19 protein-coding genes are annotated in these 25,555 nt (G+C 72.2%); 4 read left to right on the top strand and 15 right to left on the bottom strand.

What is annotated here, in order from left to right; all coding sequences use genetic code 11:
- Window positions 1-120: 120 nt before the first annotated feature.
- The 7 genes from ACFVS6_RS29760 to ACFVS6_RS29730 all read right to left on the bottom strand — a co-directional run bounded on the left by ACFVS6_RS29760 (window position 121) and on the right by ACFVS6_RS29730 (window position 11,941).
- Window positions 121-1,422, bottom strand: coding sequence for a M50 family metallopeptidase (locus ACFVS6_RS29760; RefSeq protein WP_389708637.1), 1,302 nt, complete (start codon window positions 1,420-1,422; stop codon window positions 121-123).
- Window positions 1,419-2,672, bottom strand: a complete 1,254-nt coding sequence (gene dxr, locus ACFVS6_RS29755; RefSeq protein WP_389708635.1) for a 1-deoxy-D-xylulose-5-phosphate reductoisomerase — start codon at window positions 2,670-2,672, stop codon at window positions 1,419-1,421. The genes ACFVS6_RS29760 and dxr overlap by 4 nt, the downstream gene beginning before the upstream one ends.
- Before the next feature lie 21 nt (window positions 2,673-2,693).
- Entirely contained in the window at window positions 2,694-4,004 is a 1,311-nt protein-coding gene (locus tag ACFVS6_RS29750; protein ID WP_389708634.1) for a hypothetical protein, read from the bottom strand.
- Between the two features lie 75 nt (window positions 4,005-4,079).
- Window positions 4,080-6,041, bottom strand: coding sequence for an acyl-CoA dehydrogenase family protein (locus ACFVS6_RS29745; RefSeq protein WP_389708632.1), 1,962 nt, complete (start codon window positions 6,039-6,041; stop codon window positions 4,080-4,082).
- 164 nt (window positions 6,042-6,205) lie between these two features.
- The gene (locus ACFVS6_RS29740; protein ID WP_389708630.1) at window positions 6,206-7,651 is read right to left on the bottom strand and encodes an aldehyde dehydrogenase family protein; all 1,446 of its coding nucleotides are present in this window, start codon (window positions 7,649-7,651) and stop codon (window positions 6,206-6,208) included.
- Window positions 7,652-7,894: 243 nt separating this feature from the next.
- A complete protein-coding gene (locus ACFVS6_RS29735; protein ID WP_389708628.1) occupies window positions 7,895-9,475 on the bottom strand; it encodes a PucR family transcriptional regulator in 1,581 nt (526 codons plus the stop codon).
- A 96-nt stretch (window positions 9,476-9,571) separates the two neighbouring features.
- On the bottom strand, window positions 9,572-11,941 hold the full coding sequence (locus ACFVS6_RS29730; protein ID WP_389708626.1) for an ATP/GTP-binding protein: 2,370 nt from the start codon (window positions 11,939-11,941) through the stop codon (window positions 9,572-9,574).
- Window positions 11,942-12,183: 242 nt separating this feature from the next.
- On the opposite strand from ACFVS6_RS29730, the gene gabT reads away from it, so the two are divergent.
- Both gabT and ACFVS6_RS29720 read left to right on the top strand, forming a co-directional pair.
- On the top strand, window positions 12,184-13,518 hold the full coding sequence (gabT, locus tag ACFVS6_RS29725; protein WP_389708624.1) for a 4-aminobutyrate--2-oxoglutarate transaminase: 1,335 nt from the start codon (window positions 12,184-12,186) through the stop codon (window positions 13,516-13,518).
- 409 nt (window positions 13,519-13,927) lie between these two features.
- Entirely contained in the window at window positions 13,928-14,521 is a 594-nt protein-coding gene (locus ACFVS6_RS29720; RefSeq protein WP_389708623.1) for a phosphatase PAP2 family protein, read from the top strand.
- Here the strand turns inward: ACFVS6_RS29720 and ACFVS6_RS29715 are convergent.
- The 8 genes from ACFVS6_RS29715 to ACFVS6_RS29680 form a co-directional block, all read right to left on the bottom strand.
- Window positions 14,506-16,314 (bottom strand): chitinase, encoded by a 1,809-nt coding sequence (locus tag ACFVS6_RS29715; RefSeq protein ID WP_389708621.1) that lies wholly within the window; start codon window positions 16,312-16,314, stop codon window positions 14,506-14,508. The genes ACFVS6_RS29720 and ACFVS6_RS29715 overlap by 16 nt on opposite strands.
- Before the next feature lie 70 nt (window positions 16,315-16,384).
- Entirely contained in the window at window positions 16,385-16,873 is a 489-nt protein-coding gene (locus ACFVS6_RS29710) for a hypothetical protein (RefSeq protein ID WP_389708619.1), read from the bottom strand.
- 243 nt (window positions 16,874-17,116) lie between these two features.
- On the bottom strand, window positions 17,117-18,535 hold the full coding sequence (locus tag ACFVS6_RS29705; protein WP_389708618.1) for an NAD(P)/FAD-dependent oxidoreductase: 1,419 nt from the start codon (window positions 18,533-18,535) through the stop codon (window positions 17,117-17,119).
- 23 nt (window positions 18,536-18,558) lie between these two features.
- A complete protein-coding gene (locus tag ACFVS6_RS29700) occupies window positions 18,559-19,365 on the bottom strand; it encodes an ABC transporter permease (RefSeq protein WP_281207335.1) in 807 nt (268 codons plus the stop codon).
- Window positions 19,365-20,300: an ABC transporter permease gene (locus ACFVS6_RS29695; RefSeq protein WP_389708616.1), complete on the bottom strand. Its 936-nt coding sequence runs from the start codon at window positions 20,298-20,300 to the stop codon at window positions 19,365-19,367. The genes ACFVS6_RS29700 and ACFVS6_RS29695 overlap by 1 nt, the downstream gene beginning before the upstream one ends.
- Window positions 20,297-21,466, bottom strand: a complete 1,170-nt coding sequence (locus tag ACFVS6_RS29690) for an ABC transporter ATP-binding protein (protein WP_389708614.1) — start codon at window positions 21,464-21,466, stop codon at window positions 20,297-20,299. The genes ACFVS6_RS29695 and ACFVS6_RS29690 overlap by 4 nt, the downstream gene beginning before the upstream one ends.
- An 83-nt stretch (window positions 21,467-21,549) precedes the next feature.
- Window positions 21,550-22,800, bottom strand: a complete 1,251-nt coding sequence (locus tag ACFVS6_RS29685; RefSeq protein ID WP_389708612.1) for a spermidine/putrescine ABC transporter substrate-binding protein — start codon at window positions 22,798-22,800, stop codon at window positions 21,550-21,552.
- Window positions 22,801-22,849: 49 nt separating this feature from the next.
- Complete coding sequence (locus ACFVS6_RS29680; RefSeq protein ID WP_389708694.1) at window positions 22,850-24,364, bottom strand: gamma-aminobutyraldehyde dehydrogenase; 1,515 nt, start codon at window positions 24,362-24,364, stop codon at window positions 22,850-22,852.
- 182 nt (window positions 24,365-24,546) lie between these two features.
- Between ACFVS6_RS29680 and ACFVS6_RS29675 the strand changes: the two genes are divergently transcribed.
- On the top strand, window positions 24,547-25,101 hold the full coding sequence (locus tag ACFVS6_RS29675) for an NADAR family protein (RefSeq protein WP_389708610.1): 555 nt from the start codon (window positions 24,547-24,549) through the stop codon (window positions 25,099-25,101).
- Entirely contained in the window at window positions 25,098-25,517 is a 420-nt protein-coding gene (locus ACFVS6_RS29670; RefSeq protein WP_389708608.1) for an NUDIX hydrolase, read from the top strand. Before ACFVS6_RS29675 ends, ACFVS6_RS29670 begins: the two co-directional genes overlap by 4 nt.
- Window positions 25,518-25,555 lie beyond the last annotated feature (38 nt).

Genomic DNA, 25,555 nt, shown 5'->3' with positions numbered 1-25,555 from the left:
CTTCGAGATTACGCCAATCAGCACGCGCCCCTTGCATCCGAGGGGGTGTGCCACCCGAACGTAGGGAGCCGGGCACGATGCGTGCCCGGCTCCGTCCTGCCTGCTGTAGGGAAACGGCGGCTAGGTGATCTTGATGGGGTTCACCACGTCCGCGACGAGGACCAGCAGCGTGAAGCAGACGAAGAGTCCGGCGACCACGTAGGCGGCGGGCATCAGCCGAGCCACGTCGAACGGCCCGGGGTCGGCGCGCCGCAGGAGCCTTGCCACGTTGCGCCGCAGGGACTCCCACAGGGCGCCGGCGATGTGCCCGCCGTCCAGGGGCAGCAGGGGCAGCATGTTGAACAGGAAGAGCGAGAGGTTGAACATGCCCAGGACGTTCAGCATGATCGACATCCGCTGCTCGCCGGGGATGTCAAGGGTGGCGATCTCGCCGCTGATGCGGGCCGCGCCGACGATGCCCATCGGGGAGTCCTGCTCGCGTTCGGCGCCGCCGAAGGCCGCGTCCCACAGCGCCGGGATCTTGGCGGGGAGCTGGATCAGGCCCTGCACGCTGCCCTCGACGATCCCGCCCATGTGTTCCACGGACTCGCCGAAGCCGAGGGCGGCCACCTCGGTCCGGGGGCTGAAGCCGAGCCAGCCGGCGGTGACGTACTCGCCCTTGACGTAGCCGCCGTGCCCGTCGGTCTTGGCGACCTTGTTCTCGATCAGGTTCACCGGCAGGGTCAGCTCGCGCCCGTCGCGCTCGACGGTGACCGTGGCGGGGCCGACGGTGTCGCGGATCCGCTGCTGCAGGGCCGACCAGTCGGCGACCTTGCGGCCGTCGAAGGCGACGATGCGGTCACCGGCCGCGAGGCCGGCCTGCTTGGCCGGGGCGACCGGGTCGCTGTCCTTGCAGACCTCCCGGTTCTCGCTCTGCTGGATCACGCAGGGCGAGACGGTGGCGATCTGGGTGGTGGTGCGGTTGATCCCGAAGGTCATCCAGACGCCGAAGAAGATCGCGAGGGCGAGCACCAGGTTCATGAACGGGCCCGCGAACATCACGATCACGCGCTTCCACGGCTTGCGCGTGTAGAAGAGCCGCGTCTCGTCGCCGGGCTGGAGCTCCTCGTACGCCGCCGAGCGCGCGTCCTCGATCATCGAGCGGAACGGCGAGGTGGAGCGGGCGGTGACCTTGCCGTCCTCGCCGGGCGGGAACATCCCGATCATGCGGATGTATCCGCCCATCGGGATGGCCTTGATCCCGTACTCGGTGTCGCCCTTCTTGCGCGACCAGATGGTCCGACCGAAGCCGACCATGTACTGGGGCACGCGGATGCCGAAGAGCTTGGCCGTGGAGAGGTGGCCGAGCTCGTGCCAGGCGATCGAGAAGAGCAGGCCGACCACGAAGACGACCACACCGATCAAGGTCAGCAGTATCGTCATGCGCTCGCCTCCACGGCGGCGCGAGCCGCCATCTCCCGTGCCCGGGCCCTGGCCCAGGTCTCCGCTTCCAGGACGTCCTCGACGGTCAGCGAGGTTCCCGCTCGCGGCACGCCGTGTTCATCGACCACGGCAGAGACCGTATCCATGATTGCTGTGAACGGCAGCCGACCGGCCAGGAACGCTTCCACGCACTCCTCGTTCGCCGCATTGAACACCGCGGGGGCCGTCCCGCCCAGGGTGCCGACGCGGCGGGCCAGGTCGACCGCCGGGAAGGCCTCGGTGTCCAGGGGGAAGAACTCCCACGTCGACGCCTTGGTCCAGTCGAACGCGGGCGCCGCGTCCGGGATCCGTTCGGGCCAGCCGATGCCGATCGCGATGGGGCCGCGCATGTCCGGCGGGGTGGCCTGGGCGAGGGTGGAGCCGTCCGTGAACTCGACCATGGAGTGGACGTAGGACTGCGGGTGGACGACGACCTCGATGCGCTCGAAGGGGATGTCGTAGAGCAGGTGCGCCTCGATGACCTCCAGCCCCTTGTTGACCAGGGTCGCCGAGTTGACGGTGATCACCGGGCCCATGGCCCACGTCGGGTGCGCGAGCGCGTCCTGGACGGTGACCCCGGCCAGGTCCGCGCGGGTGCGGCCGCGGAAGGGGCCGCCGGAGGCGGTGACCACGAGCTTGCGGACGTCGGCGCGGGTTCCGGCGGCCAGCGCCTGGAAGAGCGCGGCGTGCTCGGAGTCGACGGGGATGATCTGCCCGGGCGCGGCGAGCGCCTTGACCAGCGGGCCGCCGACGATCAGCGACTCCTTGTTGGCCAGGGCCAGGGTCCGGCCCGCCCGCAGCGCGGCGAGGGTGGGCGCCAGGCCGATGGATCCGGTGATGCCGTTGAGGACGGTGTGGCACGGCGAGGCGGCGAGCTCGGCGGCCGCGTCGGGCCCGGCCAGGATCTCGGGCAGCGGCTCGGACGGGCCGTACTGGGCGCCGAGCGCCTCCTTCAGGGCCGGTACGACGTCCTCTCGGGCGACGGCCACCGTCCCCACGCGCAGCAGCCGCGCCTGCTCGGCGAGCAGCCCGACGCGCCCGCCGGCGGCGGACAGGGCCGTGACCCGGAAGCGGTCCGGGTGGCGCAGGGCGAGATCGATGGCCTGGGTGCCGATGGACCCGGTCGACCCGAGGACGACGATGTCCCGGCGGCCGGCCGAGGCGTCGAAGAGGAGGTGCGGGTCGGCGAGGGGGGCTGGACTGTCGGTCATGCACCCCATTGTGGCCGCAACTCAGGAGCGCTTGGACACGGAGTCCCCGTCGGTGACGCGGGCGAGGAGTTCGGGGAGCGTTCCGGCGAAGTCGGGGAGCGCGCGGGCCGCCCGCCACCAGGCCCGCGGATCGTTCCCGAGCGCGGCGTCGAACAACCGGTCGGCCTCCGCCCGGGCGGCGAGGACGGCGGCCGGCCGGTCGTGGCGGTCCGGGTGGCCGATGTCGCCGAGCCACTGGTCCTCGTCCAACGCCCAGCAGGCGGGGACCTTGTGCCGGACCACGTCGGCGCCGGTGATCAGGCCGCGGTCCAGGCAGTCGCGGACCCAGCGGACGTCCTCCTCGACGGTCTCCATCGGGACGGCGAGGCTGACCAGGGCCAGCTCCCGCTCCCAGCCGCCCGTCGGCTCCGCCGAGGCGGTGTCGGGGGCGAGTCGGCGCACGGCCCGGCCCAGCGCCGGGTCGTGCCGTACGAGGCCCAGCGGCGGCAGGGAGTCGGCGGCCAGTTCCGCGGCCAGCTCGGGCAGGGTGCCCCGGTAGCCGGGGGCCCGGCGCGGCAGCTCGGCCCACAGTCTCGGGTCCTCCCCCAGCGCGGGCCGCAGGGCCCGCTGCACCGCCGACTGCATCTCGGCCTGCTCGGGCAGGCTCCAGCGCAGCCCGCGCGTGACGGGCAGGTGTCCCAGCAGCAGCGTCCGGGCGGCGGGGGCCACGTGGGCGACGATCTCGTCGCAGGTCAGCAGCCCGGACCGGACCGCGCGGACGGCGGGCCGGTACCAGTGGCGCCCGTACGGGTCGCCCGCGCGGGCGTCGAGCAGCGCGGGCCAGGCCTCCCGGGGCAGCCCGGCCGTCAGCAGCAGGGCCTCCACGGCTCCCGGCGGCAGCGGGGCGCGGGCGTGCTCGCGCAGCAGCTGCTCGGGGTCGAGGTCGTGCGGCATGCGCAGCAGGGTGAGCGGGACCCGGGGTCGGCGGGCGTGCCGGCGCAGCAGGGCGATCAGCCCGGCGGAGTCGAGGGGTTCCGGTCCCGTCGCCCGGAGCAGTTCCGGGGAGGGGCCGGGTCGGGCGGCGTACCGGGCCGTGCCGGGCAGGCCCGGCAGCGGGCGGCCGACGACGTGGGGGTTGCGGGCGATGTAGTGCCGGTCCGCCTCGGCGCCGCCGCGCAGCAGCAGGGTGACGGCCGAGGCGGGCAGCCACTGGTCGCGGCACAGGTACTTGCGCGTCGGCCCGTCGAGCCGGTCCAGCAGCTCGCCCACCACCTGCTGCGGCGCGTGGCGCAGCAGGTGGGCCACGCACCAGGCCAGCCGCCTGCTGACCCGGTCCTCCTCGGCCGTCGGCATCGTCCTCGCCCGCCTCGCGCTCGTACCTGCGCCCGGGGTCGTACATCAGTCCGGGCTACTGCCGATGATGGCAGGTCAGCGTAGGGGGCGGTGGACGTTTTCGTGCACGGACGGGCCCGGAGTGGCGTCCGCGATCCAGGGGCCGTCACCCGAGGGGTCCAGGACGCCCTCCTCCAGCCAGGTGTAGGCGCCGCCGAGGACCCCTTCGACGACCTTGCGGTCGAGGTCGTCGGTGTTGGACCAGAGCCGGCCGAAGAGCTCCTCGACGCGGACCCGGGACTGGCGGCAGAAGGCGTCGGCGAGCTGGTAGGCCTCGCGTCCGTGGTCGCCGGTCGCCCTCAGGTGTTCTGCGCGCACGCAGGCCGCGCTCATCGCGAAGAGTTCGGCGCCGATGTCGACGATGCGGCCGAGGAAGTTCTGTTTGGTCTCCATGCGGCCCTGCCAGCGGGACATCGCGTAGAACGTCGAGCGGGCGAGTTTGCGGGAGCCGCGTTCGACGTAGCGCAGGTGGGTCGCCAGGTCGGGGTGGCCGGTCGGATGGAAGTCTCGGTAGGTGCCCGGAAGTTGACCGGCTCCGGTGGCCAGTTGGGGCAGCCAGCGGGCGTAGAAGCCGGCCGCGCGGGCGCCCGCCCGGGCCTTGTCGCCGAGGTCCTTCTCGGGGTCGATGATGTCGCCGGCGACGGCGAGGTGGGCGTCGACGGCCTCGCGGGCGATGAGCAGGTGCATGATCTCGGTCGAGCCCTCGAAGATCCGGTTGATCCTCAGGTCGCGGAGCATCTGCTCGGCCGGGACGGCCCGCTCGCCGCGCGCGGCCAGCGACTCGGCGGTCTCGAACCCGCGGCCGCCGCGGATCTGGACGAGCTCGTCGGCCATCAGGCAGGCCATCTCGGAGCCGTACAGCTTGGCGAGGGCCGCTTCGATGCGGATGTCGTTGCGGTCCTCGTCGGCCATCTGCGAGGCCAGGTCGACGACCGCTTCGAGGGCGAAGGTGGTGGCGGCGATGAAGGAGATCTTGGCGCCGACGGCCTCGTGCCGGGCGACCGGGCGACCCCACTGCTCGCGGACCCCGGACCATTCCCGGGCGATCTTCAGGCACCACTTGCCGGCGCCGACGCACATCGCGGGCAGCGACAGTCGGCCGGTGTTCAGGGTGGTCAGGGCGATCTTGAGGCCGGCGCCCTCGGCGCCGATCCGCTGGGCGGCGGGCACGCGGACGCCGTGGAAGCGGGTGACGCCGTTCTCCAGGCCGCGCAGGCCCATGAAGGCGTTGCGGTGCTCCACGGTGATGCCGGGCGAGTCGGCCTCGACGACGAAGGCGGTGATCCCGCCCCGGTGGTCCTCGCCCTTCGGGACGCGGGCCATCACGACGAGCAGGTCCGCGACGACCCCGTTCGTGGTCCACAGCTTCACGCCGTCGAGGACGTACGCGTCGTCCCCGTCCGGGACGGCCGTGGTGGCCAGGCGCGCCGGGTCGGAGCCCACGTCGGGCTCGGTGAGCAGGAAGGCGCTGATGGCGGTGGTGGCGCAGCGCGGGAGGTAGGCGTCCTTCTGTTCTTGCGTCCCGAACATCTTCAGCGGCTGGGGCACGCCGATCGACTGGTGCGCGGAGAGCAGTGCGCCGATGGCCGGGCTCACCGAGCCGACGAGGGCGAGCGCCTTGTTGTAGTAGACCTGGGTGAGGCCGAGGCCCCCGTACTTGGGGTCGATCTTCATGCCGAGGGCGCCGAGCTCCTTGAGCCCGCGGACCGTCTCGTCCGGGATCCTCGCCTCCCGTTCGATCCGGGCGGCGGTTCCGTCGGCGAGCATCGCCTCGCAGAACTCCCGCAGCCGGGCCAGGAAGGCCTCCCCGCGCCGGACGTCCTCGTCCGCGGGGAGCGGGTGGGGGTGGATCAGATCGAGCCGGAAGCGGCCGAGGAAGAGCTCCTTGGCGAAACTTGGCTTGCGCCAGTCCTGCTCCCGGGCCGCTTCCGCGACCTGCCGCGCCTCGCGCTCGGTCACCTTGGGCTGTACGGGCCGTACGGGCTGTGTTGCCGACATCCGGGTACTCACCTCGCCGCATCGGGACACTACCGATCGGTGCTACCTGTGAGTCGTACCCGATTCCGGGGCGCGGGAAAAGGCCGCGTGGGCCGTCCGGGAAAAGGGGACGGCCGGAGCCCCCGCACAGTAGGCTCCGGCCGTCGGTCTGGGACCGTACGAGATCAGATGTCGAGGCCGGTCAGGACCAGGACGCGCTCGTAGGTGTAGTCGTCCATCGCGTAGCGGACGCCCTCGCGGCCCACGCCGGACTGCTTGACGCCGCCGTACGGCATCTGGTCGGCCCGGTAGGAGGGCGCGTCGCCGATGATCACGCCGCCGACCTCCAGCTCGCGGTGGGCGCGGAAGGCGACCTGGATGTCGCGGGTGAAGACACCGGTCTGGAGACCGAACTTCGAGTCGTTGACGGCGGCGAAGGCCTCGTCGGTGTCCTCGACGCGCAGCAGGGTCAGGACCGGACCGAAGACCTCCTCGGTGGCGAGCTTCACGCCGGCCGGGACGTCCGCGATGACGGTCGGCTCGACGGTGGCGCCGTCGCGCTTGCCGCCCGTGAGCAGCTTCGCGCCGGCGGCGACGGCCTCGTCGACCCAGGCCTCGACGCGCTTGGCGGCGTCCTCGGAGACGAGGGGGCCGACGTCGGTGGCGGAGTCGGAGGGGTCACCGGTGACCTGCTCGCGGACCTTCGCGACGACCTTCTCGGCGAGGCGGTCGTAGACGGAGGCGTCGGCGATCACGCGCTGCACGGAGATGCAGGACTGGCCGGCCTGGTAGTTCGAGAAGGTCGCGATGCGGGTCGCGGCCCATTCGAGGTCGGCCTCGGAGGACCAGTCGGCGAGGACGACGGCCGCGGCGTTGCCGCCGAGCTCCAGGGTGCAGTGCTTGTGCGGCACCGACTGCTGGATGGCGTAGCCGACGGTGTCGGAGCCGGTGAAGGAGATGACGGGCAGGCGCTCGTCCTTGACCAGCGCCGGCATCTTCTCGTTGGCGACCGGCAGGACCGACCAGGAACCGGCCGGGAGGTCGGTCTCGGCGAGCAGCTCACCGAGGATCAGCCCGGAGAGCGGGGTGGCCGGGGCCGGCTTCAGGATGATCGGCGCGCCGACGGCGATGGCCGGGGCCACCTTGTGGGCGCACAGGTTCAGCGGGAAGTTGAAGGGCGCGATGCCGAGGACGGGGCCCTTGACGAAGCGGCGGGTCAGGGCCAGCCGGCCGACGCCACCGGCGTCGGTGTCCAGGCGCTGGGCCTCTCCGCCGTTGAAGCGACGGGCCTCCTCGGCCGCGAAGCGGAACACGGACACCGCACGGCCGACCTCGCCGCGGGCCCACTTGACCGGCTTGCCGTTCTCGGCGGAGATCAGCTGGGCGATCTCCTCGGTGCGCTCGGCGAGGCGGCGCGACACGTGGTCCAGGGCCGCCGCACGTACGTGGGCGGGGGTGGCGGAGAACTCCGCCGTCACGGCGTGCGCCGCGGCCACGGCCTCTTCGACCTGGGCGTCGGTCGGCACGCTGACGGTACCGACGAGCCGGCCGTCCCACGGGTTGTGGACGTCGAAGCTGTCCTCGCCGGAGGCCTGGCGGCCGGCGAGCCAGAAGGCGTGGGTGGAGGTCATGCGAATCCCGGCCCTTCGGATTGTGCGGGGGTACCTCGCAGCGGCAGCCGGAGGCGGGTCCTGTCCCCACCACGGTAGGACGCCGTCGGGGTTTCCTTGTTTATCCGACGTGGAGCGGCGACCTGTCCGGCTTCGCCGGTTTGTCAGTGTCGTGGGCCGGACCGGGCGTGCGGAGCGGTCGCGCGCGGGTGGTCGGGCGGGGTGGGGCGGACGGGACGGGGTGGGCGGGACGGGGCTCGGGGCTCAGGCGGCGGGGGTGGCGGCCTTGAGGGCGAGCCACAGTTCCATCCGGACGTCCGGGTCGTCCAGGGAACGCCCGAGGATCTCCTCGACCCGCTTCATCCGGTACCGCAGCGTGTGCCGGTGGACGCCCAGGTCGGCCGCCGCGGCGTCCCACTGGCCGTGGCGGGAGAGCCACGCCTGGAGCGAGGCCACCAGGTCCCCGCGGCCGGTCGCGTCGTGCTCCCGCAGCGCCCTGAGGGTGCCGTCCGCGAAGGCCCGTACGGCGTCGTCCGCGAGCAGCGGCAGGACGGAGCCCGCCGCGAGGTCCTCGTGCTCCACCATCGGCCGGCCCCGCCGCCGGGCCACGGCGAGGGCCTGGTCCGCCTGCTTGAAGGCGGCGGCCACCCCCGTCGCGGCCGCGGGCGCCGACAGGCCCACCACCAGCTCGTCCGGCTCGGGTCCGGTCGCGTCGCGGCCGCGCCGGGCCTCCAGGGCCTCCGCGTGGTCGGCGCACGCCTGTACGGCGGACCCCCCGTCGGCGGCGAGCACCACGAGCCGCCCCTCCTCCGGGACGACCAGCAGCGCCTCGCCGGTCCGCGCAGCCGCCGACTCCACGGCGTCGGCGAGCAGCGCGAGCCCCTCGGGCTGCGCCGTCCCCGGCAGCGCCGGCTCGGCCGTGACGATCCGGAACGGCGCCTCCAGCAGGGCCCCGTACAGGTCCCCGGCCACCGCCCGGGCCTGCTCCGCCTGCCCCTCCAGCAACATCCGCAGCACGGCCGCGCCGAGGCGGGACTCCGCGTCGTGCAGCGACCGCGAGCGTTCCGTGGTCAGCGTCAGCAGGGCGACGGCCGAGTGCACCGCGTACCGCTCGGCGGTGCCCAGCGGGGCGCCCGTACCGACGGCGAGCGCGCCCCGGGCCCGGCGCCCCGTGCCCAGGGACTGGAGTTCCACCCGGTCCTCGGAGCCGCCCACGACCGCGCTCGCGGGCGCGGGCCGCTCCCGCAGGCGCTCCACGTCGGGGGTGAGCCGGGCGGCGCGGCGCGCGGCCCAGTCGGGGGCGGCGGCGACGACCGCGCCGGAGGTGTCGTACAGCGCGGCCCAGCCGTGGACGTGCGCGGCGAGCTTCGACAGGAGCTCGGCGGGCCCGTCGGCGGACAGGGCGGCCCGGGTCAGCTCGCGCTGCGCCTCGAAGCCGGCCGTCACGGCCCGGTACTGGTCGGCGGCGAGCGCGGCCGACACGGCCTTGCTGATGGCCAGGAACGGGGTCCGGCGCGGCACCTCCAGCAGCGGCAGGTCCTCCTCCCGGGCGGCCTCGACGAGCGCGTCGGGAACGGCGTCGTAGTTCACCCCGACGGCGAAGCCGATGCCGACGACACCGGCCGCCGCGAGCCGGCGCACGTAGCGCCGCATCTCCTCGGGGTCGTCCGCGTCCAGCTTCATGGCGGTGACCAGCAGCAGCTCGCCGCCCTCCATGTAGGGGACGGGGTCGGCCAGCTCGCTGACGTGGGCCCAGCGCACGGGCGTGTCGAGCCGGGTCTCACCGGCCCGGACGCTGAGCTTGAGCGCCGAGTGCTGGACGAGCGAGGCGAGGGTGAGCGGCATCGGGTACCAGGTGCCTAACGCGGGAGGGCGGGTATCGGGGTTTTCGCCGTGTCGTATGAACGACTCTTCCGATTCTGCCACCCCGTACGGGTTCGCTCAGCCCTTCCCGGCCAGTCGCAGCAGCAGCGGAGCGGCCCGTTCCCCGCGTACGGAGGTCAACGACAGCACCGCGCAGCCGGGCGGCACGGCGTGCGCGAGGTCGGAGGCCGACCAGCGTTCGCGCTCCACCTGGCGCACGGTCACCGCGTCCGTGGTGACGGCCTTGCCGGTGACGAGCTTGCGGAAGGCGTGGATGGCCCGGGTCAGCGGCTGGTCGGCGAAGACGGTCCGGTGCGTCACGTCACGGGTCTCGACCCACTCGGTGCCCCACGCCTCGGCGAAGCGCTTGCCGTCCCAGGTCGTGACCCCGGAGAAGGCCATCCGGCAGCCCACCGCGCCGAGCAGCGGGGTGCGCAGGCCCTCCGGTACGTCGTCCAGGGTGCGCAGGGTCAACAGCACCCCGGCGTTCGCGGACCGCAGCCGCTGTACGCCGCGCACGGTCTCCGGGGTCAGCGTGTGCGAGGCGTCGTCGAGGGCGAGGAAGGCGAAGAGCGAACGGTCGCCACGGGCCGCGGCGGCCGCGTTGAACTGGGCGAGGAGCAGCCGGGACAGCATCCGCGAGGCGTCGGCGTGGCCGCGCTCGGGGAGGTCGACGCGGACCCGGATCGGGTGTTCCAGGGCGCGCATCGAGAACGGCCGGCTCTGGCCGCCGGTGTCGAAGAACCCGGCGAACGCGGGCCGGTCGAGGAGGGCGAGCCGGTCCGCGAGCGCCGGGCCGGGGTCTCCGTGGGCCCCGTGCTGGCGGGCCCGCGCGTCGAGCTCGCGGAGCATGGCGTGCCGCCCGACGCCCTCGGCACCCTCGGCGGCCTCCAGCGCCCGCCGGAGCGCGGCGAGGGCGGGCGGCAACCCGTCGAGCAGCTCGCGCAGCTCGGGCACGGCGGGGAACCGGCCGTGGGCGGCGTGGAACGGCCCCAGCAGCTGCGCGAGCGCGGTGGCGGCGCGGCGCACGTCGACGCCGGGCACGTCCCCGACGAAGGCCTCGGCGAGGAGGGTGGCGGCCTCGTCGGGGTCCACGGCGCCGCCGTAGAGGTCGAGGTCGTAGAGGGAACCGGGATCCCCGACGCGGACGACGACGTCGTACGCCGCGTCCGGCCCGAGCTGCGCCCCGGCCGCGCCGACGGCGACGAAGGCGACCTGCCCGGCCAGCGCCTGCAGGGCCAGGCTCTCGACGACCGGCCGCACGAGCCGGGAGGTCTTGCCGCTGCCGGAGGGCCCCACGGCGAGGAGGGAGGTGCCGAGCACCCCGGGGTCGAGGGCCAGGGAGGTGCCGCGTCGGGCGTAGGGGTTGCGCTCGCCGTCCTCGACGGTCCCGAGCAGCACCTGCCGCGCCAGCAGGTCGTGCCGGGCGACCCGCACCGGCAGGTCCCGGGCCCCGGACGGGTGCACGCAGGCGGCGGCCCCGTTGTCCCGCACGGCCTCCGCGAACGCCTGCCGCCGCGACGGCTCGACCCGCACGGACTCCCAGGCCCGCCGGATCCGCACGTAGTCGACGTCATTCATCCCCCCACCGACGACCTCCCCCCCAAGCCGATCGGCAACATCCCCAAGCCCGGCTTCCCGCAGCTCGACCCATGCGAGGGGGTCGTCGGAGGGGTTCGCCATCACCGCCGCGGGGGCTGTGGTGTCCGCTCCGCCCGGGCCGGGCGGCAGGGGCACCCGGGCGAGCCGGAGGAAGTACACGATGATCGGCGCTGAAACCACGAGGTAGGACAGGTTGCCCACCAGGGTGACCGTGCCCGCACTCATGTCCTGGTACGGCAGATGATCCGCGACGAGACCGAGCAGCGGCAGCGTCCTCGTCCAGATGAGCAGCAGGACGAAAAGAGCCCCCGCGGCCGCACCCAGGACCCTGGCCCTGCGCCCGCGCGCGGCGACCAGCCGGACGAAGGCAAGGCGCCAGGAACCGAGGCGGCTGAACCAAATCACCAACAGGACCGTCACCAGCGTCATGTAAGCCTGCAGCGCGGCGACACCACGCCCGTCCGCCGGACCACCCCGCAGTTCCCACCAGTCCCGGGGGGTGAAGAGCTTGAGGGGCAGGTCCGTGTAGGGAATGTAGTTGTTGCTCAGCAGCGACCAGATGAGCACGCACGCCAGAAACGAGATGACCGCACCGCTCAGCAGCGCACGGTCGGCGGCGGGTTCCTCCTGGACCCCCTGACGGGGGTGGTATCCCGGCCGCCAGACCCCCGGATCCGCCAAGGGCCTCGGCGTACGGAGCCAGTCGACCAACGGCGAAGCCGCACCGGATCCCCGCACCGCCGGAGGCCTCGTCGGCATCGGCGGCGCCCCATCCGGCGCCCCCGCCGGCCGCGGCACCTGCCCCGCGCGGGTCGCCTGTCCGTCGTACGCACCGTCGGTGTCCATGAACCCCTGCCCCCTACCCGTGCCGTGCGCTGCGCTGCGGCGCTCAATCTAGTGCCCGGCCGGGGCCTTCGGCCCGTGGCCGGGCATGATCCACGAGACACCGGCGGGTCGCGTCCTATGGCCGTCGCGGACAAGGACACGCCGGCACCACTCCCGAACGGAGCATGCCTTACCCCCTCCCCCGGACCTAACCTGCGGACAAAGACACAAGTGCGTCCGAAAACACCCCCCAGGAGCCCCCTATGACCGCTGTCCCGCAGGAGCGCCGCATCGTCACCGCGATCCCCGGCCCCAAGTCGCAGGAGCTGCAGGCCCGCCGCCTTTCGACGGTGGCCGGCGGCGTGGGCTCCGTGCTGCCCGTGTTCACGGCCCGCGCGGGCGGCGGGATCATCGAGGACGTCGACGGCAACCGCCTGATCGACTTCGGTTCCGGCATCGCCGTGACCTCGGTCGGCGCCTCCGCCGAGGCCGTCGTGCGCCGCGCCTCCGCGCAGCTCGCCGACTTCACGCACACCTGTTTCATGGTCACCCCCTACGAGGGCTACGTCGAGGTCTGCGAGGCCCTCGCCGAGCTGACCCCGGGTGACCACGCGAAGAAGTCGGCGCTGTTCAACTCCGGCGCCGAGGCCGTCGAGAACGCCGTCAAGATCGCCCGTTCGTACACCAAGCGCCAGGCGGTCGTCGTCTTCGACCACGGCTACCACGGCCGTACGAACCTGACGATGGCGCTGACCTCGAAGAACATGCCGTACAAGCAGGGCTTCGGTCCGTTCGCCCCCGAGGTCTACCGCGTCCCGGTCGCCTACGGCTACCGCTGGCCCACCGGCGCCGAGAACTGCGGCCCCGAGGCCGCCGCGCAGGCGATCGACCAGATCAGCAAGCAGATCGGCGCCGACAACGTCGCCGCGATCATCATCGAGCCGGTCCTCGGCGAGGGCGGCTTCATCGAGCCGGCCAAGGGCTTCCTGCCGGCGATCGTGAAGTTCGCCAACGACAACGGCATCGTCTTCGTCGCCGACGAGATCCAGTCCGGCTTCTGCCGTACCGGCCAGTGGTTCGCGTGCGAGGACGAGGGCATCGTCCCCGACCTGATCACCACCGCCAAGGGCATCGCGGGCGGTCTGCCGCTCGCCGCCGTGACGGGCCGCGCCGAGATGATGGACTCCGTCCACGGCGGCGGTCTGGGCGGCACCTACGGCGGCAACCCGGTGGCGTGCGCGGGTGCGCTCGGTTCCATCGAGACCATGAAGGAGCTCGACCTCAACGCCGCGGCGAAGAAGATCGAGTCCGTCATGAAGTCCCGCCTGACGGCCATGCAGGAGAAGTACGACATCATCGGCGACATCCGCGGCCGCGGCGCCATGATCGCGATCGAGCTGGTCCAGGACCCCGCGTCCAAGACCCCGAACCCGGAGGCGGCCGGCGCGCTCGCCAAGGCCTGCCACGCCGAGGGCCTGCTCGTCCTCACCTGCGGCACCTACGGCAACGTGCTCCGCTTCCTCCCGCCGATCGTCATCGGCGAGGACCTGCTGAACGAGGGCCTGGACATCCTGGAGACCGCGTTCGCGGGGATCTGATCCCCGCGGATCCGATCCACGGGCATCGGATCCACGGGCATCCGCTTCACGGGCACTTGAGCGAACGGCTAGAACGTCCGGTCGCAACATCCCGACCCTACCGGCGGTAACGGTCGGGCACTGTGAAGAAGCTGTGCGGGGCCGATGGCGGGAGCGCGTTCCCGCTGTCGGCCCCCCTTCCGTTGGCGTACGGTTTCTGCAGATGAGTGAGACAGACCGTTCGCGGGAAACCGAGGACGACACCAGTACCGGGCTTCCCCAGCGCCGTACTGGGTATGCGTTCGCGCACACTCCTCACCGATCGGACGGCCGTCCGCCCCAAACCCCCCGGGGCGCGCGGCAACCCGATCCGGGCGGCCGTCCCGGAACCATCCCCCCTGTTCCGGGACGGCCGGCCATCCTCCTCCTCGTGGGCCTGTGCCCCCTCCTCTTCGCCCTGATCACCTGGCAGGTCCTGGTGACCGGCCCGCTGCTCGCACCTGATCGGGAGCTGAGCCGCGCGCTCGTCCGCACGGTCCCCGACGCGGTCACCGAAGCCCTCGCGGACCTCGGGAACGTGCCCGTCGCCCTGCCGGTCCTGCTCGTCGCCATCGCGTACGCCCTGTACCGCGGGGACCGCCGCGGGCCGCTCGCGGCCGCCGTGGCGATGGTCTCGGTGCCGGCCCTCGTCATTCCGCTCAAGGAGTGGACCGCCAGGCCGGGCCCGCTGGAGCCCTGGGCCGCCGGCTACTTCCCCTCGGGCCACACGGCCACCGCCCTGACGGCCTACGTGGGCGCGGCCCTGCTCGTCGCCCCGTACGCGCGCCGCCGTTGGCCCCTGCCCCTCGCGGCCGCCCTGACCGCCCTGACCGCGACGGGTCTGATCCTGCGCGGCTTCCACTGGCCCCTGGACGTCCTGGCCAGCCTCCTGCTGTGCGCCCCGCTCCTCGCGTGCGTCCACCGGGCGGTGGGCCGGGGTGGACGCACGCGCGGCGTCGGCGGCCCGGGTCAGCCGCCGAAGTAGGAGTCGAAGTTCCGGCTGAACTCCCAGCCGCCGAAGCGGTCCCAGTTGATGGACCAGGTCATCAGGCCCCGCAGGGCCGGCCAGGTGCCGTGGGTCTGGTAGCCGCCGCAGTTCTGCTTCTTCGTGAGGCAGTCCAGCGCCTTGTTGACCTCCGCCGGGGAGGTGTGGCCGTTGCCGGCGTTCGTGGTCGCCGGGAGGCCGATGGCGACCTGGTCGGGCCGCAGGGGCGGGAAGACGCGGGCGGTGTTGCCGGCGACGGGGAAGCCCGTGAGCAGCATGTCGTTCATGGCGATGTGGAAGTCGGCGCCGCCCATGGAGTGGTACTGGTTGTCGAGGCCCATGATCGGCCCGGAGTTGTAGTCCTGGACGTGGAGCAGGGTCAGGTCGTCGCGCAGGGCGTGGATGACCGGGAGGTAGGCGCCGGCGCGCGGGTCCTGGCCGCCCCAGGGGCCGGAACCGTAGAACTGGTGGCCGAGCTGCACGAAGAACGTCTCGGGGGCCATGGTCAGGACGAAGTCCGGGCCGTACTTGGCCTTGAGGGTCTTCACCGCGGCGATCAGGTTGACGATCACGGGGGTGGTGGGGGCGCGGAAGTCGGTGTCGCCGGTGGCGAGGGAGAGGGAGTGGCCCTCGAAGTCGATGTCGAGTCCGTCGAGTCCGTACTCGTCGATGATCCTGCCGACGGACGTGACGAAGGCGTCGCGGGCCGCGGTGGTGGCGAGCTGGACCTGGCCGTTCTGGCCGCCGATCGAGATCAGGACCTTCTTGCCCGCGGCCTGCTTGGCCTTGATGGCGGCCTTGAACTCGGCCGGGGACTCGACGTTCGGGCACTCGGCGACGGGGCACAGCTGGAAGCGGATGTCGCCCGAGGTCACGGACGTCGGCTCGCCGAAGGCGAGGTTGATGACGTCCCAGGAGGCGGGGACGTCGGCCATGCGCACGTAGCCGGAGCCGTTGGCGAAGCTCGCGTGGAGGTAGCCGACGAGGGCGTGCGCGGGCAGGCCGGGGCCGCCCGGGCCGCCGCCGTCGGGGGGCGTGGTGGCGGAGGCGGGGGCGCTGCGCGGGGACTCGCCCGCCGCGTTCACGGCGCTGACCTGGAAGGTGTGCGTGGTGGCGGGGGCGAGCCCGGTGACCGTGGCCGAGGTGCCGGAGGCGGTCTGCGGCTCGGCGCCCGCGCGGTGGATCCGGTAGGAGGTGGCTCCGGGGACCGAGGCCCAGGTGAGGGCCACCGATCCGGCGGAGCCGACGGTCGCGGTCAGGCCGGTGGGGGCGGCCGGCGGCTGGGGTTGGCCCGGGCCGCCGGGGTCCGGGCCGATCAGGGTGACGCCGTCGGTGTGGTGGGCGGGCTGCCCGTACCAACCGTGGGTGTACACGGTCACCGAGGTGGTCGAGGGGCCGGTGCGGAAGGCCGTGGTGAGCTGCTTCCAGGCGCCCGCGCTCTGGGTCCAGACCGAGGTGTCGGTGGTGCCCGTGCCGGTCGCCCCGAGGTAGACGTAGGCGCCCTGGACCCAGGCGGCGAGCGTGTACGTCGAGTCGGGCTTGACGGTGACGGTCTGGGAGCAGCGGGCGTTGTCCTGACCGGCCGGGGTCGCCCTGAGCGCCGAACTCCCGCTGTGGACCGGACTGGTGACGGTGGCTCCGGTGCCGCCGGAGCAGCTCCAGCCGTCGAGGCCCGCCTCGAAGCCGCCGTTGCGTACGAGATCGGCGTCCGCCGCCGCGGCCGGCGGGCCCGCGGCGAGGAAGCCGGCCGCCGCCAGGGCGGCGGCCGTAAGGATGGACCAGGCTCTGCGCACAACTGCCTCCGGAGCATGGGGGGATGGAGGGGGTCAGCGGCGCCCAAGATGGTCCAGACCAATGCGCTTGTCAAGGCTTCCGACCCTCCGGCTCCCGCGGACCGCCCGCGGCGGCGTCCGCCGCGCTCGCCGCCGCCTCGTGCATGGCGAGTTCCAGGACGGCCGGGTCGGTGAGGGTTCCGCTGCCGTCCGGGACCACCAGCCAGCGGACCCCGCCCGTCGCCCTGCCGGGGTACGGGACCACGATCCAGGTGCCGCATCCGGCTCCCCGTACGCCGGTGCCGATCCAGCGCGAGGCCGTCCCCGGCGGTACGAAGAAGCCGACCCGGGAGTCCCCGAAGTCGGCCAGCACCGGGCCCGGTCCGCCGGGCAGTCGGTGCATCACGTCGAGGGCGGCCTGCCCCAGCTCCCCCGGGAGGATGAGCACGTCCCAGCTCCGGCCGGCCGGGAGGAGGGTGACCCCCAGGGGGTTGCGCTCCCACTCCCGGCGGCAGGCGTCGGGATCCGGCGCCACCGATACCAGCCATTCCACTGCCGTCTTGGTGCCCGCGAGCGTCATCGCCCGGCCTCCGTTCGTCTCGTGCGGTGAGGGGTCTCACCGGGAGAGAGCGGGGCCGGGCCCGGCTATGACGCGGGTTGCGTCACCGCGTGGTGGTGAAGCGGGTCACACGGTGATCGCGCGTGCGCCCGGCGTGCGGCGGTGGGCTCATCCGTTGATCGTCCGGTCGGGCCCGCCGAGGCGGACCGGCCGGACGCGGCCTCGGCGGGCCGCGGACCGGCGCGCCCGCGGATCAGCCGCGGATCAGCTGTCGAACCCGAGGCCCAGCCTGTCCAGGGTCCTGAGCCAGAGGTTGCGGTGCCCGCCCTTGGCGTCCGCGCGGGCCAGCGACCACTTCGTGAGGGTGATGCCGGTCCAGGCGAAGGGCTCGGGCGGGAACGGCAGCGGCTTGGAGCGCACCATCTCCAGCCGGGTGCGTTCGGTGGGGACGCCGTCCAGCAGGTCGAGCATCACGTCCGCGCCGAAGCGCGTGGCGCCCACGCCCAGACCGGTGTACCCGGCCGCGTAGGCGACCTTCCCCGAGTGCGCGGTGCCGAAGAAGGCGGAGAACCGTGAGCAGGTGTCGATGGCACCGCCCCAGGCATGGCTGAATCTGACCCCTTCCAGCTGCGGGAAGGCGGTGAAGAAGTGCTCCGCGAGCTTGAGGTAGGTCTCGGGGCGGTGGTCGTACTCGGAGTCGAGCTTGCCCCGGTAGGGGTAGATGGCGTCGTAGCCGCCCCACAGGATGCGGTGGTCCCGGGTGATGCGGAAGTAGTGGAACTGGTTGGCGCTGTCGCCCAGCCCCTGCCGGTTCCGCCAGCCGATGGCGGCGAGCTGCTCCTGCGTCAGGGGCTCGGTCATCAGCGCGTAGTCGTAGACCGGGACCGTGAACGGCCGGATCCGCTTGACCAGCGACGGGAAGATGTTGGTGCCGAGCGCGACCCGGCGCGCCAGGATCACCCCGTACGGGGTCTCCACGGTCATCCCGGCCCCGGCCGGGGACATCCTCAGGCCGCGGGTGTTCTCGTAGATCCGTACGCCGAGGTCGAGGCAGGCCCGCTTGAGGCCCCAGGCCAGCTTCGCCGGGTTGAGCATGGCGACGCCGTCGCGGTCCCACAGGCCGGCGAGGAAGGTCGGCGAGTTGACCTCGGCCCGCAGGGCGTCGCCTTCCAGCCATTCGGAGCCGTCGCCGAGGCCGAGGCGGCGGGCCTCCTCGTGGAGCTCGCGCAGTTCCTCGACCTGGTGCGGTTCGGTCGCCACGTCGATCTCGCCGGTGCGCTCGAAGTCGCAGTCGATGTCGTAGCGGGCGACGGCCTCCTCGATGGCGTCGAGGTTGCGGGCGCCCAGCTCCTCCAGCTTGGCCAGGTCCTTGGGCCAGCGGGCCAGCCCGTTGGCGAAGCCGTGCGTGAGGGAGGCGGCGCAGAAACCGCCGTTGCGCCCGGAGGCGGCCCAGCCCGCCTCCTTGCTCTCGATCAGGACGACGTCCCGGCCGGGGTCGCGCTCCTTGGCGAGCAGCGCGGTCCACAGGCCGCTGTAGCCGCCGCCGATGACGAGCAGGTCGCAGCGCTCGTCGGAGGTGAGGGCGGGCTGCGGGGCGGGCTTGCCGGGGTCGTCGAGCCAGTACGGGACGGGCTTCGCTTCGGAAAGTGAGTTCGCGACACTACGCATGGCGACTGGGGCCATGTCTTCCAACTCCCTACAGGGGTCTACTTCGGTTGCGCCTTCTTGCGGCGGTTGCCGACCATCTGGCCGGCGAGGACCACCAGCACCGCGATGACGAACATCGCCGTGCCGATGACGTTGATCTGCACGGGCGTACCGCGCTGGGCCGATCCCCACACGAACATGGGGAAGGTGACGGTGTTGCCCGAGTTGAAGTTGGTGATGATGAAGTCGTCGAACGAGAGCGCGAAGGAGAGCAGCGCTCCCGCCGCGATGCCGGGCGCCGCGATGGGCAGAGTGACCCGCAGGAACGTCTGCACCGGGCCGGCGTAGAGGTCGCGTGCGGCTTCCTCCAGGCGCGGGTCCATGGACAGCACGCGCGCCTTGACGGCGGCGACGACGAAGCTCAGGCAGAACATGACGTGGGCGATCAGGATGGTCCAGAAGCCCAGGCGGATGCCCATGTTGAGGAAGAGCGCGAGGAGCGAGGCGGCCATCACGATCTCCGGCATGGCCATCGGCAGGAAGATCAGCGAGTTGACCGCGCCGCGCGCCCGGAACCGGTAGCGCACGAGCGCGAAGGCTATGGCGGTGCCGAGGACGGTCGCGCCGATGGTGGCCCACAGGGCGATCTGGAGGGACAGGGCCAGGGAGCCGCACAGGTCGGCGACGCCGCAGGGGTCCTTCCAGGCGTCGAGCGAGAACTCCTGCCAGGAGTAGTTGAACCGGCCGGTGGGGTTGTTGAAGGAGAACAGCGTGACGACGAGGTTCGGCAGGATCAGGTAGGAGAGCGTGCACAGTCCCGCGATGACGACGAGATGACGGCGCAGCCAGGCCAGGGGCTTGTTCATCAGACCAGGTCCTCCGTTCCCGCTCGGCGGATGTAGATGGTCACCATGATCAGCACGATGGCCATGAGGATGAAGGACAGCGCGGCCGCTGTGGGGTAGTCGAGGATCCGCAGGTACTGCGACTGGATGACGTTGCCGATCATCCGGGTGTCCGTGGAGCCGAGCAGTTCGGCGTTCACGTAGTCGCCGCTCGCCGGGATGAAGGTCAGCAGGGTCCCCGAGACGACGCCGGGCATCGACAGCGGGAAGGTCACCTTGCGGAACACCGTCGCCGGGCGGGCGTACAGGTCGCCGGCGGCCTCGTGGAGGCGGGTGTCGATGCGCTCCAGCGAGGTGTACAGCGGCAGGATCATGAACGGCAGGAAGTTGTACGTCAGACCGCAGACGACCGCGAGCGGGGTGGCGAGGACCCGCTCCCCCTCGGTCATGCCGAGCCAGCTGGTGACGTCGAGGAAGCCGATGCCGTTGAGGACGGAGACCACCGGCCCGCCGTCCGCCAGGATCGTCTTCCAGGCCAGGGTGCGGATCAGGAAGCTGGTGAAGAACGGGGCGATGACGAGCACCAGCAGGAGTCCCCGCCAGCGTCCGGCCTTGAAGGCGATCAGGTAGGCCAGCGGATATCCGAGCAGCAGGCACAGCGCGGTCGCGGTGCCCGCGTAGAGCAGGGAGCGCAGGAACTGCGGGTAGTACTCGGTGAAGGCGTCCCAGTACGTGCTGAAGTGCCAGGTGACCTTGAAGCCCTCTTCGAGGGATCCGGTCTGCACGGAGGTGGAGGCCTGGTAGACCATCGGCAGCACGAAGAAGACGAGCAGCCACAGGATGCCGGGGAGCAGCAGCCAGTACGGGACGAGTCGCTTGCGCAGCGAGGGCTTGTGCACCGGCGGCTCCGCTGCGGCCGGGGCGGGCGCCTGGGGCGGCGCGGCGGTGGCGCTCACGCGCTCTCCTCGACGGTCTCGACGCCGGCGTCGCCCGTCGTCCCGGCAAGCAGGGACTGACCGGCGTCCAGGCCGAAGGTGTGCTCCGGGTTCCAGTGGAGGACGACCTCGGCGCCGGGGACCAGGCGGGCGTCGCGTTCGATGTTCTGCGCGTACACCTCCAGTTCCGGGCAGACCGGGCTGTCGATGACGTACTGGGTGGAGACGCCGATGAAGGAGGAGTCCGCGATGCGGCCGGCGATGGTGTTGCGGCCCGCGGCGATGGTGTGCTCGTCGTCCGCGTGGACCAGGGAGATCTTCTCCGGGCGGACGCCGACCAGGAGCTTTCCGCCCGCGCGGGGCGTGGTCGAACATCGTGCGGCGGGCAGCCTGAGCCGGGTGCCGGCCGAGCCGACGGTGACGTCGGCGGATCCCGCCTCCAGCACCTGCGCCTCGATGAGGTTGGAAGTGCCGAGGAAGTTGGCGACGAAGGTGGTCCGGGGGTTCTCGTAGAGCTCGGCGGGGGCGCCCAGTTGCTCGACGCGGCCGCCGTTCATCACGGCGACCGTGTCGGCCATGGTCATGGCCTCCTCCTGGTCGTGCGTGACGTGGACGAAGGTGATGCCGACCTCGGTCTGGATGCGCTTGAGCTCCAGTTGCATCTGGCGGCGCAGCTTGAGGTCGAGGGCGCCGAGCGGCTCGTCGAGGAGCAGCACCTGGGGGTGGTTGATGAGGGCCCGGCCGACGGCGACGCGCTGCTGCTGGCCGCCGGACAGCTGGTGGGGCTTGCGCTGCGCGAACTGGCCGAGCTGGACCAGCTCCAGCATGTCGTCGACCTGCTTCTTGACGGACTTCACGCCCCGGCGGCGCAGACCGAACGCGACGTTCTCGAAGATGTTGAGGTGGGGGAACAGCGCGTAGCTCTGGAAGACCGTGTTGACGGGGCGCTTGTACGGCGGCAGGTGCGTGACCTCGCGTTCGCCGAGGCTGACCGTGCCGGTGGAGGGCTCCTCCAGGCCGGCGATCATGCGCAGGGTGGTGGTCTTCCCGCAGCCCGAGGCGCCGAGCAGGGCGAAGAAGGAGCCCTGGGGGATGGTGAGGTCCAGCGGGTGCACTGCGGTGAAGGATCCGTAGTGCTTGCTGATCCCGGCGAGGCGGACGTCCCCGCTCGCGGTCTTGTCAGTCATGGGCCTGGGCCTTCGGTGGTCTCGTCGGAAGGGGCGGGAGGCACGGGTGCGGGAGGCGGTGCACCGTGCGGGAGGCGGATCCGTCAGGCGCCGATGAGCTTGGCGAACTTCTCCTCGTACGCGGTCTCTTCCTCGCTCGTCAGGGAGCGGAAGGCGTGGGCCTTGGCGGCCATCGCCTTGTCCGGGACGATCAGCGGGTTGTCCGCGAGCGCGGGATCGATCTTCGCGAGCTCTTCCTTGACGCCTTCGACCGGGCAGACGTAGCTGATGAAGGCGGCGAGCTGGGCGGCGATCGGGGGCTCGTAGTAGAAGTCGATGAGCTTCTCGGCGTTGGCCTTGTGCCGGGCCTTGGCGGGGACCAGCAGGTTGTCGCTCGAAGTGATGTAACCGGGGGCCGGGATGGCGTACTTGATGTCCGGGTTGCCGGCCTGGAGCTGGATGACGTCGCCCGCCCAGGCGAGGCAGGCGGCGAGGTCGCCCTTGTCGAGGTCGGCCGTGTAGTCGTTGCCGGTGAAGCGGCGGATCTGCTTGGTGTCCACGCCCTTCTGGAGCCGGCCGATCGCCCCGTCGAAGTCGGCGGTGGTGAAGTTCGCCGGGTTCTTGCCCTGGTCGAGGAGGGTCATGCCGACGCTGTCGCGCATCTCGGTGAGGAAGCCGACGCGGCCCTTGAGGGTGGGGTCGTCCAGCATCTGGGTGACGGAGTCGACCGTCTTCCCGTCGGTGGCCTTGGAGTTGTAGGCGATGACGGTGTCGATGCCGGTCCAGGGGTAGCTGTAGGAGCGGCCCGGGTCCCAGTCGGGGCTGCGGAACTGCGGGATCAGGTTGGCGTAGGCGTGCGGCAGGTTCGCCGGGTCCAGCTTCTGGGCCCAGCCCAGCCGGATGATGCGGGCGGCGAGCCAGTCGGTGACGACGATCAGGTCTCGGCCGGTGTCCTGGCCCGCGGCCAACTGCGGGCGGACCTTGCCGAAGAACTCGACGTTGTCGTTGATGTCCTCGGTGTACTTGACCTTGATTCCGGTGCGCTTGGTGAACTCGTCCAGGGTCGGACGGCTCTTCTCGTCGTCGCTGGTGTCCATGTACTCGGTCCAGTTGGAGAAGTTGAGCTCCTTCTCCTGCGCCGAGCGGTCGTCGGAGGCCGCCGCCGTGTCGCCCTCCCGCTTGGCGGGCGGGATCCCGCAGGCGGTGAGGGCGGACAGACCTCCGAGGGTGAGCGCGCCGACTCCGGACGCGCGCAGCAGGGAGCGGCGGGTGAGGGCGCCGCGCCCGCTGGTCAGACTGCGTCGCATCGCGGCGAGTTGCGCCGCCGAGAGACGGTCGGGCTCGAACTGCTCCATGCGCAATGCCCTTTCGGGATGGGTGTGCCGCCGGTCGGGCGGTACTCGGCTATCGGTCCCCGAAGATCGTGCGGTGCCAGTCCTTCGCGGCGACCGCGGTGTTGTCGTACATCACATGCTTGACCTGCGTGTACTCCTCGAACGAGTACGAGCTCATGTCCTTGCCGAAGCCGCTCGCCTTGTAGCCTCCGTGCGGCATCTCGCTGATGATCGGGATGTGGTCGTTGACCCAGACGCAGCCCGCCTTCATCTCGCGGGTGGCCCGGTTCGCCCGGTACAGGTCGCGGGTCCAGGCGGACGCGGCGAGCCCGTAGGGGGTGTCGTTGGCCAGGTCGAGGCCCTCGTCGTCGGTGTCGAACGGCAGCACGACCAGGACCGGGCCGAAGATCTCGGACTGGACGACCTCGCTGTCCTGCGCGGCGCCGCTGATGAGCGTCGGCCGGTAGTACGCGCCCGCGGCGAGTTCGCCGACCGGGACCTCGCCGCCGGTCACGACGGTGGCGTACGCGCGGGCCCGCTCCACGAAGGCGGCGACCCGGTCGCGCTGGGCGTGCGAGACCAGCGGGCCGAGGTCGGTGCCGGGCGCGAAGGGGTCGCCCAGGCGGACGGTTTCCATCAGCTCCGCGACGCGGGCGACGAAGGCGTCGTGCAGGGGCCGCTGGACGTAGGCGCGGGTGGCCGCGGTGCAGTCCTGGCCGGTGTTGATGAGCGAGGCGGCGACCGCGCCGTGGGCGGCGGCCTCCAGGTCGGCGTCGTCGAAGACGAGGAAGGGCGCCTTGCCGCCGAGCTCCAGGTGGAGTCGCTTGACGGTGGAGGTGGCGATCTCCGCGACCCGCTTGCCGACGGCGGTGGAGCCTGTGAAGGACGTCATGACCACGTCGGGGTGGCCCACCAGGTGCTCGCCCGCGTCCCGGCCGGCCCCGGTGACGATGTTGATCACGCCGTCGGGCAGTCCCGCCTCCTTCGCCGCCTGGGCGAACATCAGGGAGGTCAGCGGGGTCAGCTCGGCGGGCTTCAGGACGATCGTGTTGCCCGCGGCGATGGCCGGCAGGATCTTCCAGGCGGCCATCTGGAGCGGATAGTTCCAGGGGGCGATGGAGCCGACGACACCGATGGCCTCGCGGCGTACGTACGAGGTGTGGTCGCCCGAGTACTCGGCGGCCGCCTGGCCCTGGAGGTGGCGGGCGGCGCCCGCGAAGAAGGCGGTGTTGTCGATGGTCCCCGGTACGTCGAACTCCGTGGACAGCTTGAGCGGCTTCCCGCACTGCAGGGACTCCGCGTGCGCGAAGTCCTCCGCCTGTTCGGCCAGTACGGCGGCCAGCCGGTGCAGGGCGTCCGAACGCTCGCCCGGGGTGGCGCCCGACCACACGGGGAAGGCGCGCTTGGCGGCGGCGACGGCCGCGTCGACGTCCGCCGTCCCGGCCAGTTCGTAGGTGAGGACGTCCTCACCGGTGGCCGGATCGACGACGGTGTGCGAACGGCCCGAGGTACCGGACCTGAGCTGCCCGTCGATGTACTGCGCGCCGTCTGCGAAGCGGTCCTTAACCTGGAAGCGGTTACCCATCACGCTCTCACGCTCTCCGTAGCTACAGCTCGAATTGAGTGCCGATCCTGGCAGAGGTGTTCCCCTCCGCCAAGGGATTCCGTTGTTGCCTTTTGATTACGCGACGGAATCGGTCGACCATGTGTCGAGGCACGCCCGAAATCCCGTACGAAGTGTCAGTGGTGACTGTCAGACTCGCGTGCATGGAGATGGTCGACAAGTTGATCGAGCAGGTCAGGCGCGGTGAGAAGGTCAAGTACCTGCCGTTCTGGGGGCACCGGCCGACACCGGACGGGCGGCTGGGGCCGAGCTGCTTGAGTCAGTGGTGGCCGTCCGCTTTCACTGTGGGTGACGTCCGGTATCCCACCGCCGAGCACTGGATGATGGCCGGCAAGGCTCGGCTGTTCGAGGACCCGGAGGCGGAGCGGGCCGCGCTGGGGGCCGGGACCCCCGCGCAGGCGAAGGCGGTCGGGCGGTCGGTGCGCGGCTTCGACGACGCGATATGGGCGCGGGAGCGGTTCGCGCTGGTCGTCGAGGGCAGCGTCCACAAGTTCGGCTCGGACCCGGCCCTGCGCTCCTACCTGCTGGGCACCGGCTCGCGGGTGCTGGTCGAGGCGAGCCCGATGGACCGCGTCTGGGGCATCGGACTCGCCGCCGACGACGAGCGGGCATTGGACCCCGCGCGCTGGCGCGGCCTGAACCTGTTGGGGTTCGCCCTGATGGCAGCCCGGGAGCGGCTGCGCGAAGGCACCGGGTGACCGGGCGGCCGCGGCAGCGGGTGGCCGCCGTCATCATCCGGGACGGGTGCGTCCTGATGGTCCGCGAGCGCGGCAGGGGGCCGTCCGGCCTGCACGACGGACCGGAGTACTGGACCCTGCCCGGCGGTGGCGTGGAGGTCGGCGAGGACCTGGAGACGGCCGTGCGCCGGGAGGTGGCCGAGGAGACCGGCCTGCGCGCCCTGGAGGTGCGGTACGCGTACGAGGCCCCCTACCCCTCGGGCTGGACCTCCTGCTTCCGGGTCGAGGTGGCGCCCGGGGAGCCCCGCCTCGGGGTGGACGGCGACCTGGAGTGCGCCTGCCCCCGGATGGTCGGGCTCACGTGGGTGCCGCTCGCGCGGAGCGCCCCGGACGGCCCGCACATGGTGCCGACCCTGCTGTCGGCCGTCCCGGACTGACCCCGCCCCGCGGGGTGAGCCGTTCCGGCCGGAACCGT

It is taken from the genome of Streptomyces sp. NPDC057939, assembly GCF_042887545.1.
Classification (GTDB): domain Bacteria; phylum Actinomycetota; class Actinomycetes; order Streptomycetales; family Streptomycetaceae; genus Streptomyces.
This window is presented reverse-complemented; position numbering and strand designations above follow the sequence as displayed.

Coding starts and splice junctions, on each gene's coding strand:
- ACFVS6_RS29760 (WP_389708637.1), bottom strand. CDS start 1,422: ATGACGATACTGCTGACCTTGATCGGTGTGGTCGTCTTCGTGGTCGGC.
- dxr (WP_389708635.1), bottom strand. CDS start 2,672: ATGACCGACAGTCCAGCCCCCCTCGCCGACCCGCACCTCCTCTTCGAC.
- ACFVS6_RS29750 (WP_389708634.1), bottom strand. CDS start 4,004: ATGCCGACGGCCGAGGAGGACCGGGTCAGCAGGCGGCTGGCCTGGTGC.
- ACFVS6_RS29745 (WP_389708632.1), bottom strand. CDS start 6,041: ATGTCGGCAACACAGCCCGTACGGCCCGTACAGCCCAAGGTGACCGAG.
- ACFVS6_RS29740 (WP_389708630.1), bottom strand. CDS start 7,651: ATGACCTCCACCCACGCCTTCTGGCTCGCCGGCCGCCAGGCCTCCGGC.
- ACFVS6_RS29735 (WP_389708628.1), bottom strand. CDS start 9,475: ATGCCGCTCACCCTCGCCTCGCTCGTCCAGCACTCGGCGCTCAAGCTC.
- ACFVS6_RS29730 (WP_389708626.1), bottom strand. CDS start 11,941: ATGGACACCGACGGTGCGTACGACGGACAGGCGACCCGCGCGGGGCAG.
- gabT (WP_389708624.1), top strand. CDS start 12,184: ATGACCGCTGTCCCGCAGGAGCGCCGCATCGTCACCGCGATCCCCGGC.
- ACFVS6_RS29710 (WP_389708619.1), bottom strand. CDS start 16,873: ATGACGCTCGCGGGCACCAAGACGGCAGTGGAATGGCTGGTATCGGTG.
- ACFVS6_RS29705 (WP_389708618.1), bottom strand. CDS start 18,535: ATGGCCCCAGTCGCCATGCGTAGTGTCGCGAACTCACTTTCCGAAGCG.
- ACFVS6_RS29700 (WP_281207335.1), bottom strand. CDS start 19,365: ATGAACAAGCCCCTGGCCTGGCTGCGCCGTCATCTCGTCGTCATCGCG.
- ACFVS6_RS29690 (WP_389708614.1), bottom strand. CDS start 21,466: ATGACTGACAAGACCGCGAGCGGGGACGTCCGCCTCGCCGGGATCAGC.
- ACFVS6_RS29685 (WP_389708612.1), bottom strand. CDS start 22,800: ATGGAGCAGTTCGAGCCCGACCGTCTCTCGGCGGCGCAACTCGCCGCG.
- ACFVS6_RS29680 (WP_389708694.1), bottom strand. CDS start 24,364: ATGGGTAACCGCTTCCAGGTTAAGGACCGCTTCGCAGACGGCGCGCAG.
- ACFVS6_RS29675 (WP_389708610.1), top strand. CDS start 24,547: ATGGAGATGGTCGACAAGTTGATCGAGCAGGTCAGGCGCGGTGAGAAG.